This is a genomic window from Streptomyces sp. SID5643 (assembly GCF_009872555.1).
In the GTDB taxonomy this organism is placed as follows: domain Bacteria; phylum Actinomycetota; class Actinomycetes; order Streptomycetales; family Streptomycetaceae; genus Streptomyces; species Streptomyces iakyrus.
The window spans coordinates 1-13,362 of record NZ_WWIC01000325.1 but is presented as its reverse complement, the minus strand read 5'-3'; the positions used below and the strand labels follow the sequence as shown (position 1 = coordinate 13,362).

The 13,362-nt window shown below is 71.2% G+C and carries 15 protein-coding genes and 1 pseudogene; 10 read left to right on the top strand and 6 right to left on the bottom strand.

Annotation, left to right across the window (positions count from 1 at the left end; all coding sequences use genetic code 11):
* Positions 1–11 precede the first annotated feature (11 nt).
* The 3 genes from GTY56_RS34530 to GTY56_RS34520 form a co-directional block, all read right to left on the bottom strand.
* The gene (locus GTY56_RS34530; protein ID WP_161369224.1) at positions 12–1,424 is read right to left on the bottom strand and encodes a condensation domain-containing protein; all 1,413 of its coding nucleotides are present in this window, start codon (positions 1,422–1,424) and stop codon (positions 12–14) included.
* Between the two features lie 135 nt (positions 1,425–1,559).
* Positions 1,560–2,012: a nucleoside deaminase gene (locus GTY56_RS34525; protein WP_161369223.1), complete on the bottom strand. Its 453-nt coding sequence runs from the start codon at positions 2,010–2,012 to the stop codon at positions 1,560–1,562.
* A gap of 4 nt (positions 2,013–2,016) precedes the next feature.
* Positions 2,017–2,769, bottom strand: coding sequence for a MerR family transcriptional regulator (locus GTY56_RS34520; protein ID WP_161369222.1), 753 nt, complete (start codon positions 2,767–2,769; stop codon positions 2,017–2,019).
* A gap of 81 nt (positions 2,770–2,850) precedes the next feature.
* Here GTY56_RS34520 and uvrA point away from each other — a divergent pair, with 81 nt between their 5' ends.
* Together uvrA and GTY56_RS34510 are read left to right on the top strand one after the other, a co-directional pair.
* Positions 2,851–5,322 (top strand): excinuclease ABC subunit UvrA, encoded by a 2,472-nt coding sequence (uvrA, locus tag GTY56_RS34515; RefSeq protein ID WP_161369221.1) that lies wholly within the window; start codon positions 2,851–2,853, stop codon positions 5,320–5,322.
* A 44-nt stretch (positions 5,323–5,366) separates the two neighbouring features.
* On the top strand, positions 5,367–5,780 hold the full coding sequence (locus GTY56_RS34510) for a DUF6281 family protein (protein WP_161369220.1): 414 nt from the start codon (positions 5,367–5,369) through the stop codon (positions 5,778–5,780).
* Between the two features lie 22 nt (positions 5,781–5,802).
* Here GTY56_RS34510 and GTY56_RS41445 read toward each other — a convergent pair whose 3' ends face one another.
* Positions 5,803–6,405, bottom strand: a complete 603-nt coding sequence (locus GTY56_RS41445; protein WP_161369219.1) for a DUF7848 domain-containing protein — start codon at positions 6,403–6,405, stop codon at positions 5,803–5,805.
* Between the two features lie 105 nt (positions 6,406–6,510).
* Here GTY56_RS41445 and GTY56_RS41690 point away from each other — a divergent pair.
* The 3 genes and pseudogenes from GTY56_RS41690 to GTY56_RS40945 all read left to right on the top strand — a co-directional run.
* Positions 6,511–6,672, top strand: a pseudogene (locus tag GTY56_RS41690) (helix-turn-helix domain-containing protein); the annotation flags it as partial.
* A gap of 123 nt (positions 6,673–6,795) precedes the next feature.
* Positions 6,796–7,449, top strand: a complete 654-nt coding sequence (locus tag GTY56_RS34500; RefSeq protein WP_524540178.1) for a Scr1 family TA system antitoxin-like transcriptional regulator — start codon at positions 6,796–6,798, stop codon at positions 7,447–7,449.
* Positions 7,397–7,507 (top strand): DUF397 domain-containing protein, encoded by a 111-nt coding sequence (locus GTY56_RS40945; protein WP_258198868.1) that lies wholly within the window; start codon positions 7,397–7,399, stop codon positions 7,505–7,507. Before GTY56_RS34500 ends, GTY56_RS40945 begins: the two co-directional genes overlap by 53 nt.
* 3 nt (positions 7,508–7,510) lie before the next feature.
* Here GTY56_RS40945 and GTY56_RS34495 read toward each other — a convergent pair whose 3' ends face one another.
* Positions 7,511–7,798, bottom strand: coding sequence for a PLD nuclease N-terminal domain-containing protein (locus GTY56_RS34495; RefSeq protein ID WP_033314049.1), 288 nt, complete (start codon positions 7,796–7,798; stop codon positions 7,511–7,513).
* 67 nt (positions 7,799–7,865) lie between these two features.
* On the opposite strand from GTY56_RS34495, the gene GTY56_RS34490 reads away from it, so the two are divergent.
* Together GTY56_RS34490 and mqnP are read left to right on the top strand one after the other, a co-directional pair.
* A complete protein-coding gene (locus GTY56_RS34490; RefSeq protein ID WP_161369218.1) occupies positions 7,866–9,317 on the top strand; it encodes a menaquinone biosynthesis decarboxylase in 1,452 nt (483 codons plus the stop codon).
* Positions 9,314–10,216 (top strand): menaquinone biosynthesis prenyltransferase MqnP, encoded by a 903-nt coding sequence (gene mqnP, locus GTY56_RS34485; RefSeq protein WP_161369217.1) that lies wholly within the window; start codon positions 9,314–9,316, stop codon positions 10,214–10,216. The genes GTY56_RS34490 and mqnP overlap by 4 nt, the downstream gene beginning before the upstream one ends.
* Here the strand turns inward: mqnP and GTY56_RS34480 are convergent.
* A complete protein-coding gene (locus tag GTY56_RS34480; RefSeq protein WP_161369216.1) occupies positions 10,206–10,811 on the bottom strand; it encodes a rhomboid family intramembrane serine protease in 606 nt (201 codons plus the stop codon). The two genes, mqnP and GTY56_RS34480, sit on opposite strands and share 11 nt — an antisense overlap.
* 115 nt (positions 10,812–10,926) lie before the next feature.
* Between GTY56_RS34480 and GTY56_RS34475 the strand changes: the two genes are divergently transcribed.
* From GTY56_RS34475 to mqnE, 3 genes are read left to right on the top strand one after another with little or no spacing between them, the layout of a single operon-like run.
* Entirely contained in the window at positions 10,927–11,589 is a 663-nt protein-coding gene (locus GTY56_RS34475; RefSeq protein ID WP_161369215.1) for a UbiX family flavin prenyltransferase, read from the top strand.
* Between the two features lie 57 nt (positions 11,590–11,646).
* On the top strand, positions 11,647–12,102 hold the full coding sequence (locus GTY56_RS34470) for an Lrp/AsnC family transcriptional regulator (protein WP_031141000.1): 456 nt from the start codon (positions 11,647–11,649) through the stop codon (positions 12,100–12,102).
* A gap of 45 nt (positions 12,103–12,147) precedes the next feature.
* A complete protein-coding gene (mqnE, locus tag GTY56_RS34465) occupies positions 12,148–13,311 on the top strand; it encodes an aminofutalosine synthase MqnE (protein ID WP_161369214.1) in 1,164 nt (387 codons plus the stop codon).
* Positions 13,312–13,362 lie beyond the last annotated feature (51 nt).

Below are 13,362 nucleotides of genomic sequence, written 5' to 3'. Positions count from 1 at the left end.
CACCGGGGTACTCACCGCCGGGGCGCGGGGGCGTGGTCCGCGACCGACACGATGATGTCGCGCAGCCGGTCGGCGTACAGCCGCAGGTTCTTGTGCGCGACATCGGTGTCCGGGTAGCGGGCCGCGAACCACAGGCCCTCGTGGAGGCGGGTGACCCAGGCGCAGACCTGGTCGCCGTAGGACACCCGGATCAGGCCGTAGGCGTTGCGCTCGGTCCAGGTCGCGGACTCGGGGATGCCGCGGGCGTCGGCGAACGACACGATCGAGTACATGTCGGGGGACGTCGGCCGGAAGTCCGCGCCGAGCAGCCGCAGCACCCTCGCCAGCGGCATCCGGGCCAGCGGCCGGGTGGCGTGCAGCGCGGCGCGTACGGTCTTCAGCGCGGCGGGGAAGTCGCGCGCCTCGTCGACGGGCACCTCGATCGGCGCGCCGCCCACGTACCAGCCGACCGAGTCCGAGTACGCCGACTTCGCCCGGGTGTGGAAGGGCACCACCGTCCGGTAGACGGGCTCACCGCCGATCTCGTGGACGATCAGGGCCGTCGCCGCCAGCAGCCCGACCAGGGAACCCCCGAAGGGGCGGCAGTACGCCTCGAACGCGGCGGCGGCGTCCGCTTCCACGAGCATCTCGCGCATGAGCTTCTGCGTCGGCAGCGCGCCGCCGGGCTCCAGACCGAGGTCGACGGGGAAGCTCGGCAGCCGACCGTCGCAGCGCCGGATGAACTCCCGCCAGCGGGCGACGATCTCGTGGTCCGCGTCGAGCCGGTCCGCGTCCGCACGCTCGGCCTCGCAGAAGTCGACGTAGCTGGAGACCGGGGGCTGCTCCGGGGCGCGGCCGGTGAGGTGAGCGGCGTACAGCTCCTGGATCTCCGCCGGGATGCGGTAGATCGAGAACGCGTCGACGTTGCTGTGGTCGAAGGCCATGTACACGCTGGTGGAGTCGTCCCGGACGACGGCCGTGTAGATGAGGTTGGGCCAGCGCAGTGCGTCGGCGGTGGTGTCGAAGCGGTCCTGGAGGTGCTGGGCCAGGGCCGCCGGGTCGGTGAACTCCCCGGCGTCCTCGCGGTGCAGGGAGACGGCGTCCGCGTCGAGTGTGAAGCGGCGCAGCGAGTCACCGGGCCCGCCCGCCCAGCGGAAGCCGCTGCGCAGCGTCTCGTGCCGCAGCGTCCAGCCGCGCAGCGCCGCGCCGAGGGCGTCCAGGTCGGCCCGGCCCGGGAGGTCGAAGGCCGCTCCGATCCAGGTCGGGACGAACAGCCCGTCCTCGCGCACCGACCGGGCCGTCCGCAGATGTGACTCCTGGATGTAGGCGGGGGGCCTGGAGTCCTCCGGCAGGGCCTTCGCCGTCGCGACGGTCGCGGGACTGAGCGTCCATTCGACGAGTCGTCCAGGCCGGACCTCGCAGCGCTGGATGTCGGTCATTCGCACGGGGCGTCTCCGTTCGCAGATGGGACAGACCCGATCAAGGGAATGCCGAGCCGGCCATCGGCCACGCCGCGTGTCGTCACATTTCAGGAGAACGGATGGCATCTCGAACGGCGATGCGGGGCCCGCCCGAGGTGCTCAGTTGACGCCGATGTCCTCGTGCCAGAGCGCGGGGTGTTCCGCGATGAAGGCGCGCATCAGCCCGGCGCACTCGGCGTCGTCCAACAGCACGATCTCCACACCGTGTTCGGCCAGCCAGTCGTGGCCGCCGTGGAAGGTGGCCGCCTCCCCGATCACCACCCGGGAGATGCCGAACTGCCGCACCAGGCCGGAGCAGTACCAGCACGGGGACAGGGTCGTCACCATCGTCGTGCCCCGGTAGGAGCGCTGCCGCCCGGCCGCGCGGAAGGCGGCGGTCTCCGCGTGCAGGGACGGATCGCCGTCCTGGACGCGGCGGTTGTGGCCGCGGCCCAGCAGGGTGCCGTCGGCGCCGTAGAGCGCCGCACCGATCGGGATGCCGCCCTCGGCGAGCCCGGAACGGGCCTCCTCGACGGCGGTGGTCAGCCATGTGCGTGCCTGTGCCTGGTCCATGACCTCATCCCTGCCCGTCTGACGTCGGTCCTGTCGCCGGCGCGGCCGGGCCGAACCGGTCGAGGTACGCGTGCAGGGCGGCCGCGCCCTCGATCATCACCCTGCTGCGGGCCGTCAGTGCCCGGCCGCGGGCCGCGACGGCGGCGCGCAGCGCCGCACTGCTGCCCTCCCGTCGCAGCCCCTCCAGCACCGGCCTGATCTGGTCGAACAGATAATGACTGCGGCGCAGGGTGTGCACCAGCCGGGCGTCGCGCACGTCGGCCGGTTCGTAGATCCGGTAGCCCGTCCCGCGTTCGCGCCCCGGCGAGAGCAGCCCGGCCCCCTCCCAGACCCGCAGCGCGGACGTCCGTACGCCCAGCAGCACGGCCACCTCGCCGATGCGCAGGCCGCCGGAGCGGGGAAGCGGGGCCGGGGGTGCCAGCGCCAGCAGTTCCAAGGCCTCGCTCGCCGCCCGCAGGGACACCCGCTCCTCGTGCAGGGCGGCGTGCGCGGCGTCGACCAGCGCGAGCGCGCCCGGGACGTCCCCCGCGTGCAGGGTCCGCATGATCCCCGCCGCCGTCACCGGCCCGTACCCCCGCATCAGCGCCCGGTACGCCAGCAGCGCACCGCGGTGCGCCTCGCCGAAGACGCGGTAGCCGGACGGGGTGCGCGCGGCCGGCGGGAGCACACCGGCGTCCTCGTAGTTGCGGATCTGCTGCGCCGAGACACCGGCCAGCCGGGCCAGGTCGACGGGGCGGAGGCGGCGGTCGTTCGTCATCGGTTTGAAGGTTACGTCAGGGAACAGCCGGTGGATTGCTCTCAAGTCTCAAGACAGCACTTAAATGGAAGACTTGAAGGAATGGACGACTGCATCCGCGTCACCGGCGCACGCCTGAACAACCTCAAGAACGTCTCCCTCTCCCTGCCGAAGAACAAGCTGGTCGTCCTGACCGGCCTCTCCGGCTCAGGCAAGTCCACCCTCGCCTTCGACACCCTCCACCAGGAGGGCCAGCGGCAGTACCTGGAGTCGCTGGGCATGGTCACCGGCTTCGTCAGCAAGCCCGCCGTCGACTCGATCACCGGCCTGTCCCCGTCCATCAGCGTCGACCAGCACCTCACCAACCGCAGCCCCCGCTCCACGGTCGGCACGGTCACCGAGGTCTTCACCTACCTGCGGCTGCTGTGGTCGCGCATCGGGATCCGGCCCTGCCCCGGCTGCGGCAAGGACATCCCGCCGTCCTACGCCGACGGCGCCGAGGCCGACGAGGACGCCGAGCCCGGGCAGCGGCCCTGCCCGCACTGCTCCACCCCCGTGCCCGAACTGGTCATGGGCTCCTTCTCCTTCAACAAGCCCGCCGGGGCCTGCCCGGCCTGCACCGGCCTGGGAGAGGTGATCCGCCCCGACGTGCGGCGCCTGGTCGACGACGGCAAGCCGGTCGCGCAGGGGGCGGTGACGGGCTGGAACGCGAAGTACACCGACTGGAGCCTGCCCGTGCTGCGGGCCGCCGCCGCCCACTACGGCTTCACCTTCGACACGGACACGCCGTTCGGTGAACTCGACGCCGTTCAGCAGGACTTGCTTCTCCACGGCGTGGAGAGCCCCGAGTTCCGGAGGCACTTCCCCGACACCGCGCCACCGGCGACCGTGACGGCGGGCCGCTTCGAAGGGGTCGCGACGGCCCTGCTGCGCCGCTACAACGACCGCGCCGACGACCCCGACTACCGCGAACGGGCCGAGCAGCAGGGCCTGGTGAAGCAGCCCTGCGGGGAGTGCGGCGGGACCCGGCTGTGCGCCCGGGCCCGGGCGGTGACCGTGCACGGCCTCACCGTCGTCGAGGCCGCCCGGCTGCCGCTGACCGACCTCGGCGCGTGGCTGGCCGGCCTGCGCGAGCGGTCGGACGGCGACGAGTGGCTGCTCGTGGAGCCGGTCGTCGCCGACCTTCAGGAGCGGGTCCGGCGCCTGCTGGACGTCGGCGTCGGCTACCTCACCCTGGGCCAGGCCACCCCCAGCCTCTCCGCCGGCGAGACCCAGCGGCTCCGGCTGGCCGCCCTGCTCGGCTCCGGCCTGACCGGCGTCCTCTACGTCCTGGACGAGCCGACCATCGGCCTGCACCCCTCGGACACCGCCCGTCTGATCGGGGTCCTGCGCCGGCTGCGCGACCTGGGCAACACCGTGCTCGTCGTCGAGCACGACCTGGAGGTGCTGCGGGCGGCCGACCACGTCGTCGACGTCGGGCCGGGAGCGGGCCGGGACGGCGGGCGGATCGTCGCCGAGGGCACGCCGCAGGAGGTGGCCCGGGCCGAGGGCTCCGTCACCGGCGCGTACCTCTCGGGCCGGCTCCCGGCACCCCGGTCGCGCGGCCGGGGGGACGCTGAGGCGGCGCTGCTGATCAGGGGAGCCCGGGCCCACAACCTCAAGGACGTCACCGTACGGATACCGCTGGGGCGGCTGGTGACGGTCACCGGCCCGTCCGGCTCGGGCAAGTCGACCCTGCTGCTGGACATCCTCGGCCGGGCCGCCCGCCGGCACTTCCACGGGGCGGGGGAGCCGCCCGCCGAGCACGACGGCATCGACGGCTGGGAGCACCTGTCCAAGGCCGTCCTCATCGACCAGGCGCCGGTCGGCCGCGTGCCCCGTTCCAACGCGGCGACGTACTCGGACGTCTTCACCCCGATCCGCGAGGCCTTCGCGACGGCCGGACGACTGCCCGCGGGCCGCTTCTCCTTCAACGTGCCGGGCGGCCGCTGCGAACGCTGCGAGGGCGCCGGTGTGCTGACGGTCCGTATGCACTTCCTCCCCGCGGTCCCGGTGCGCTGCCCGGGCTGCCGGGGGCGGCGCTTCCGGCCCGAGGTGCTCGCCGTCCGGTACGCGGGCCACGACATCGCGGAGGTGCTTCAGGCGACGGTCGACGAGGCGCTGGAGATCTTCCGGGACGTGCCCGCCGTGGCCGGACGGCTGCGCCGCATGGCCGACGTGGGCCTCGGCTACCTCCCTCTGGGCCAGCCGGCCACCACGCTGTCCGGCGGCGAGGCCCAACGCCTGAAACTGGCCAAGGAGCTGGGCCGCAGGGCGAGCGACCGCACGCTGTACGTCCTCGACGAGCCGACGACGGGCCTGCACGCCGCGGACACGGCCCGGCTGCTGGACGCCCTGCAACGGCTGGTGGACGCGGGCCACTCCGTCGTCACCATCGAGCACAACACGGACGTCATGCGCGCCTCCGACTGGCTGATCGACCTCGGTCCCCGGGGCGGCGCGGGCGGGGGACGGCTGGTCTCCCAGGGAGCGCCCGGGATCCGAACCGATCCGCGCCCGCCGACGTCTTCGTAGCGTACGCACCGAGCCGGAGCGCACGCTCCCGAGGAGGCCCACCCATGAAGGCGTCACCGACGCGCGTCCACCACGCCCCTGCCCGGGCGCTGCTCGCGGCGACTCTGCTCTCGCTGTCCGCGGGCTGCACGGGGGCGTCCCCGGACGCCGAGGCGCGGCCCCAGGCATCCTGCGCGTACGTCATCGAGTACGACAGCCGCACTTACCTGGGTCGCGAGGAGACCGACGTCCCTGTGGGGGAGTCGCTCGGCAGTGCCACCCGCCCGGCGTGCGACGACACCCCGGGCGACGGCGACGACGGCGAGGGCCGGGCCCTGATGACGGCGTTCGCCGTGAAGGGCGTGGACCCGGCCGTCGCCATCGCGGTGGCCGAAGACCCTGGCGCGTACCGCCTCGTCGTCGCCGACACCGTCACGGAACTCCCGCCGGAGCTGCGGAAGGTGACCGACGGCTCCTGAGGGACGCCGGCCGGGACCGGCTTCACCCCTGTTGCAGAACCGCGTAGTCGGCGAAGCAGCGGCGGTAGCGCAGGTGCCTCGTCTCCTGGGTGTGCCTGCGCTGCCACTCCTCCACCTCGCCGGGCCCCTGGCACCGGCCCGAACCCGCCCCGCAGTCCTGTTCCTCGCCGGAGACGCAGTACGCCTCGTACTCGGGCAGCGCCGACGCGTCCTGCACGATCGTGTACGGCACGTACCGGAAGATCCTGCGGCCCGTCGACTCCCCGCCGTGCTCGGCGCGTTGGTGCTGGCGCAGCAGCACGTTCGCGTCGGTCACCGCACTGCCGTCGAACGCCGCGCGTGCGCGGTCCCGCCGCAGCGCCAGTTCCTCGCAGGGCCCGCACCCGGGCACCGGGGAGGGCGGCCGGGTCGGATCGGCCGACAGCCCCTCCCTGGAACGGTCGTTGAGCGCGCGCACGCCCGCGCCGAGCCGCTCCTCCGGTGTCGCCTCGCGGATCCTCGCCGGGTCCGCCTGCCATGCGCGGCCGCCGCCGACCGGGCGCAGCATCACGTACGGGCCGGTCCTGTCCTGGTACTCGCCGACCTTGCACGTCTGCGGGTCGTAGACGAGCGTTCCCGGTTCCATTTCGCGCACCTCCGTCACTCTGGGTGTATCGAGCGTTGCGCACGGGAACAGTCCGGTTCAATGCTTGGCGTGTGACACCGGTGGACTGTCACGGAGGGGGGAGCCGTGAGCCGACGGAACGGCGGGGCGAGTACGGCGGCGGTGTTCGGGGAGGTCCTGCGGCACTTCCGTGAGGCCGCACTGCTCACGCAGGAGGGCCTGGCCCGGCAGATCCCGTGCGACCGCTCGCACGTGGCGCGGGTCGAGGGCGGTACGAGGGTTCCGCAGGACACGTTCGCCAAGACCTGTGACGAACTGTTGGGCACGGGTGGGGTGTTGGCGCGGCTGTGGGCCCGAATCGACTGGTATCCGCAGGTGGAGCATCCCGACTGGTTCCGGCGGCGGGCGGAGATGGACGAGGTGGCCGTCTCCCTCCGGGAGTACCAAGAGCGGGTGATGCCGGGGTTGTTGCAGACGGCGGATTATGCGCATTCGCTGCTCTCGCTGCTGGTGAGCGGCGAGGAACTGGAGGAGCGTGTGCGGGCGCGACTGAGCCGCCAGCAGCGTTTCCTGGCGGAGGGCGGTCCGCTGTACCTCGTCGTCCTCGACGAGAGCTGCCTGCGCAACATGATCGGCAGCCCGGCCGTGATGCGGGACCAGTGCGCGCACCTGCTCAACGTCGGACGGCGGCCCAACATCCGGATCCAGGTCGCCCCTGCCGGATGCCCCGGCCTGTTTCGCCCCAGTGGTTCCATGTCGCTGATCAAGCTGCCCGACGGGCACGAGTGGGTCTACTCGGAATCGCTGGATCGCGGCCATTTCAACGACGATCCGGCCCTCTTGGCGCGCCATGGCCACACTTATGATGTGCTCAGGGCGGACGCCCTGTCAGCTCCCCAGTCCGCCGCTCTGATCCACGAGACGATGGAGAGGTACGCGCATCATGGACGGGAACCCGCTGACCTGGGTCAGGAGCAGCTACAGCGACGCCAACGGCGGCAACTGCATAGAAATAGCCCCCGGTTTCCCCGAAACCGTCCCCGTCCGCGACAGCAAGAACCCTGACGGACCGGTCCTGGTCGTAGGCCGCTCCGCCTGGTCGGCGTTCACGGCCGCTCTCTGACGATCACGGCTCGTCCCGCTTGGGGTCCTCGTCCTTGTCCTGGTCGAGCGACTTCAGGAAGTCGGGGTTGTCATCCGGCGCCACCCACTTCCGGGGACGCTCCGCCGCCGGCACCCGCTTCTTGCCGGCGATGAGCCAGGAGATCGACCCGACCAGCGGAAACAGCAGGACGAGGATCGCCCACAGCGGCTTGGGCATATGACGGATCTCGTCGTCCTTCGTGCTGATGCAGTCGATGAACGCGTAGACGCTGAGCGCCAGCGGGACGAGGAACATCAGTACCCGGAGCATGCGGCCTCTCAGCGAAAGCGGGTGGGCGGTTCCAGGCCAGGGTAGCGGCTCGGGGATACTTGACCCCATGGCTTACGACGATCTTCGCTCCCTGCTCAGGGCGCTGGAGCGCGAGGGCGACCTCAAGCGCATCAAGGCCGAGGTGGACCCGTACCTGGAGGTCGGGGAGATCGTCGACCGGGTGCAGAAGTCCGGCGGTCCCGCCCTGCTCTTCGAGAACGTGCGCGGGTCGAGCATGCCCCTCGCGATGAACGTGTTCGGCACGGACCGGCGGCTGCTGAAGGCCCTGGGTCTGAAGTCGTACGCCGAGATCACCGAGCGGATCGGCGGGCTGCTCAAGCCCGAGCTGCCGCACGGCTTCGTCGGCGTCCGCGAGGCCTTCGGCAAGCTCGGCGCGATGACGCACGTGCCGCCGAAGAAGGTGAAGGACGGCCCGGTCCAGGAGGTCGTGCTGACCGGGGACGACGTGGACCTGGAGCAGCTTCCGGCCCTGTTCACCTGGCCGAAGGACGGCGGGTCGTTCTTCAACCTGGGGCTGACCCACACCAAGGACCCGGAGAGCGGCGTCCGCAACCTCGGGCTGTACCGGCTCCAGCGCCACGACAAGCGCACCATCGGCATGCACTGGCAGATCCACAAGGACAGCCGGAACCACTACCAGGTGGCCGCGCGCCGGGGCGAGCGGCTGCCGGTCGCGATCGCTTTCGGGTGCCCGCCCGCCGTGACGTACGCCTCGACCGCCCCGCTGCCCGGGGACATCGACGAGTACCTGTTCGCCGGGTTCCTCGCGGGCAAGCGGATCGAGATGGTCGACTGCAAGACCGTGCCGCTCCAGGTGCCGGCGCAGGCCGAGGTCGTGATCGAGGGCTGGCTGGAGCCGGGCGAGATGCTGCCCGAGGGGCCGTTCGGCGACCACACCGGCTTCTACACGCCGCAGGAGCCCTTCCCCGCGCTGAAGATCGACTGCGTCACGATGCGGAAGCGTCCGCTGCTCCAGTCGATCGTCGTGGGCCGCCCGCCGACGGAGGACGGGCCGCTGGGCCGCGCGACGGAACGCTTCTTCCTGCCGCTGCTGAAGATCATCGTGCCGGACATCGTGGACTACCACCTGCCGGAGGCGGGTGGCTTCCACAACTGCGCGATCGTCTCGATCGACAAGAAGTACCCGAAGCACGCGCAGAAGGTCATGCACGCGATCTGGGGCGCGCACATGATGTCGCTCACCAAGCTGATCGTGGTCGTCGACTCCGACTGCGACGTGCACGATCTGCACGAGGTCGCGTGGCGGGCGCTGGGCAACACGGACTACGCCCGCGACCTGTCGATCGTCGAGGGCCCCGTCGACCACCTCGACCACGCCTCCTACCAGCAGTTCTGGGGCGGCAAGGCCGGTATCGACGCGACGAAGAAGTGGCCCGAGGAGGGCTACACCCGCGACGGCGGCTGGCCGGACATGGTCGAGTCGGATCCGGAGACGGCGGCGAAGGTGGACCGCCGCTGGAAGGAGTACGGCCTGTGACCTCCGCTTCCGCCGCGATCCCCCAGCCGGGACGCACCAAGGCGTTCCTGCGGCTGGTGATGATCGAGCACTCGGTCTTCGCGCTGCCCTTCGCCTACATCGCCGCGCTCACCGCGATGTTCCAGTGGGACAAGAACATCCACTGGGGCAAGCTGCTGCTGGTCACCGTCTGCATGGTGGGGCTGCGCACGTTCGCGATGGCGGTCAACCGGATCATCGACCGGGAGATCGACGCGCGCAATCCGCGCACGGCACAGCGCGAGCTGGTGACGGGCGCGATGTCGGTGAAGCACGCCTGGACGGGCGCGCTGATCGCCCTGGCCGTGTTCCTCGGCGCGGCGGCCCTGCTGAACCCGCTGTGCCTGGCGCTGGCCCCCATCGCGGTGATCCCGATGGTGGTCTACCCGTACGGCAAGCGGTTCACGAACTTCCCGCAGGCCATCCTCGGCCTCGCCCAGGCCATGGGCCCGGTCGGCGGCTGGCTGGCGATCACGGGCTCCTGGTCCTGGGACGCGGTGATCCTCGGTCTCGCCGTCGGCATCTGGATCGGCGGCTTCGACCTGATCTACGCCTGCCAGGACGTGGAGACCGACCGTGAGATCGGCGTCATGTCCGTCCCGGCGCGGTTCGGCATCCCGTCGGCGATCTGGGGCGCCCGTGTCTGCCACGCCCTCACGACCGCCCTGTTCGTCTGGTACGCCCTCGCCACCGGCACCGGCGCCTTCTTCTGGCTGGGCCTGCTGATCGTCGCCGGCGCCTTCCTCTACGAGCACTCGATCGTGCGCCCCCACGACCTCTCCCGGGTGAACCGGGCCTTCTTCAGCGTCAACGGTTTCATCGGCATCGCCCTGTTCGTGTGCGCGCTGCTGGACCTGCTGGTGCGTGGCCTCACCGTGTGAGCGCGGGCGGTGCGGCCGGGTCGCGGCGGAACACGAACGCCGCCGCCACCCCCGCCAGCAGGCCCAGCAGGTGGCCCTGCCAGCTGACGCCCGTCTGTGTCGGGGCCAGACCCGCCAGGATCGAGCCGCCCCAGACCGCGGCGACCAGGACGCCCGCCAGGACGCCCCAGGGACGGCGCTCGACGAAGCCGCTGACCAGGAGGAAGCCGAAGAGGCCGAAGATCACGCCGGAGGCGCCCGCGGTGTTGGTGCCGTCCGGGGCTATGAGCCACACGCCCAGGCCGTCCACCACGATGATCAGCGCGCAGACGCACAGGAACCGGCGCAGGCCCGCGAGCGCGGCGAGGAAGCCGAGGACCAGCAGCGGCACGGTGTTGGCCGTCAGATGGGCGAAGCCGAAGTGGAGGAAGGACGAGGGGACGACGTCGACCAGCTCCGACGGGTCGCGCGGGGTGACGCCGAAGCCGTCCAGCGCGTGGCCCGTGGCCACGTCGACCACTTCCAGCAGCCACAGCAGCGCGACCCAGGCGAGCATCAGCTTGCCCGCGGCCAGCGCACGGTCGCCGTTCGACCACCCGGCTTGCGGACCCGACATGGCGACCCCCAGTGCTCGCTCGTCCCCTCCGTGCAACGGCCCGCACCCCTTGGCCGGTTCCCACCCTGCGGCGCCGGATAGGCTCGGAGTTGTGAACCCAGTCAAGCCAGGCGAGATGCCGCGTACGCCTTGGATCGTAGGGGTGTCCGGGGCTTCCGGCACCCCGTATGCCGCTGCCGTGCTGCGGGCTCTTCTGGACGCCGGCGAGAGTGTCGACCTCGTGGTGTCCCGGGCGTCCCGCCTGACCCTGCTGGACGAGACCGGGATCTCCTTCCGGGACGCCCACTGGCAGGCCGACCTGCGGGAATGGCTGTCCCGGGGCGCCGACGGCAAGCCGGACACCTTCTCCGTCGACATCGGCGCCGTACGGCACTGGAGCGCCGGCGACCTGGCCGCCGGGCCCTCCTCGGGGTCGTACCCCACCCAGGGCATGCTCATCGTGCCCGCCTCGACGGCGAGCGTGGCCGGGGTCGCGCTCGGCCTGTCGAAGGACCTGCTCCAGCGGGCGGCGAGCGTGACCCTCAAGGAGGGGCGCAAGCTGATCGTGGCCGTGCGCGAGACCCCGCTGAACGGCCAGACCCTGCGCCACCTGGTCACCCTCGACGACGCGGGCGCGACGGTCGTGCCCGCCTCACCCGCCTTCTACGCGGGCGCGACGCACATCCAGGACCTGGTGGACTTCGTCGCCGGACGCGTCCTCGACGCGGCGGGCGTGCCGCACCGGCTCTATCGCCGTTGGCAAGGTGAACTCGGCGGCGGGGCGCACCGCGACGGCTGAGCAGCACCCGAACCTCATCGGACTCAACGACAACTTCAGCGGAAGGCTTCGATCGCAATGGACGCGGTGGACAGGCAGCTCATCCAGGCCCTGAGGGAGAACGGCCGGGCCTCCTACGCGGAGCTGGGACGCCTCGTCGGACTGTCGGGACCCAGTGTCACCGACCGCATCAACCGGCTGGAGGCCGCCGGTGTCATCACCGGCTACCGGGCCACCGTCGACGCCGCCTCGCTCGGCCTCGGCGTCACCGCCCTGATCGGCATCTCACTGTCCGACGCCACCGACCACGAGGACGTGGCGCAGCGGCTGAAGGACCTCTCGGAGATCGAGGACTGCTGGTTCATCGCGGGCGAGGACTCGTACATGCTCAAGGTGCGGGCGGCGGACGTCGACGGTCTGGAGAAGATGATCCGGCGGCTCAGCGGCATCGAGGGCGTCTCCCGCACGCGGACGACGATCGTGCTCTCCACGAAGTGGGAGAACCGGGTCGGGGAGCTGCCCGAAGAGGAGTGAGCGCGTAGTCGTACGGTTGGGACGTCGTCGTAGAAAGGTGTGGGCATGGATCTCGGGCTCAAGCGCGAGCTGGAGGAGAAGGTCAGGGCGGGTGAGCGCCTGACCCGTGAGGACGGCATCGCGCTGTACGAGTCGGACGACCTGGCCTGGCTCGGCGGCCTCGCGCACGAGGTGCGCACCCGCAAGAACGGCGACGTCGTGCACTTCAACGTCAACCGGCACCTCAACATGACCAACGTGTGCACGGCCTCCTGCGCGTACTGCTCCTTCCAGCGCAAGCCGGGGGAGAAGGACGCGTACACGATGCGCATCGAGGAGGCCGTCAAGCTCGCGAAGGCGATGGAGTCGGAGAACCTCACCGAGCTGCACATCGTCAACGGGCTGCACCCGAACCTGCCGTGGCGGTACTACCCGCGGTCGCTGCGGGAGCTGAAGGCCGCGCTGCCGGACGTCTCGCTGAAGGCGTTCACGGCCACGGAGATCCACCACTTCGAGACCATCTCGGGGATGAGCGCGTCGGAGATCCTCGACGAGCTGATCGACGCCGGCCTGGAGTCGCTGACCGGTGGTGGCGCCGAGATCTTCGACTGGGAGGTCCGGCAGCACATCGTGGACCACCGGACCCACTGGGAGGACTGGTCCCGGATCCACCGGCTCGCGCACGAGAAGGGTCTGAAGACCCCGTGCACGATGCTGTACGGGCACATCGAGGAGCCCCGGCACCGCGTCGACCACGTGCTGCGGCTGCGCGAGCTCCAGGACGAGACCGGCGGCTTCCAGGTTTTCATTCCGCTGCGGTACCAGCACGACTTCGTCGACATGCAGGACGGCAAGGTGCGCAACCGGCTTCAGGCGCGCACGCAGATGGCGACGGGGGCGGAGGCGCTGAAGACCTTCGCGGTGTCGCGGCTGCTGTTCGACAACGTGCCGCACGTGAAGGTGTTCTGGGTGATGCACGGGGTGCAGACCGCTCAGCTCGCGCTCCAGCACGGGGCGGACGACATGGACGGGTCCGTCGTCGAGTACAAGATCACCCATGACGCGGACAACTACGGGACGCCGAACAAGCTGACGCGGGAAGATCTGCTGGATCTGATCCGGGATGCCGGGTTCCGGCCCGTGGAGCGGAACACGCGATACGAGATCATTCGGGAGTACGACGGGCCCGACCCCTTGCTTCGCGAGGCGCCGCAGCCTATGCGGGTGTGATTGCGGCTTGCGGTGCGTGGGGGCTGGTCGCGCCCACGCGGCGGAGCCGCA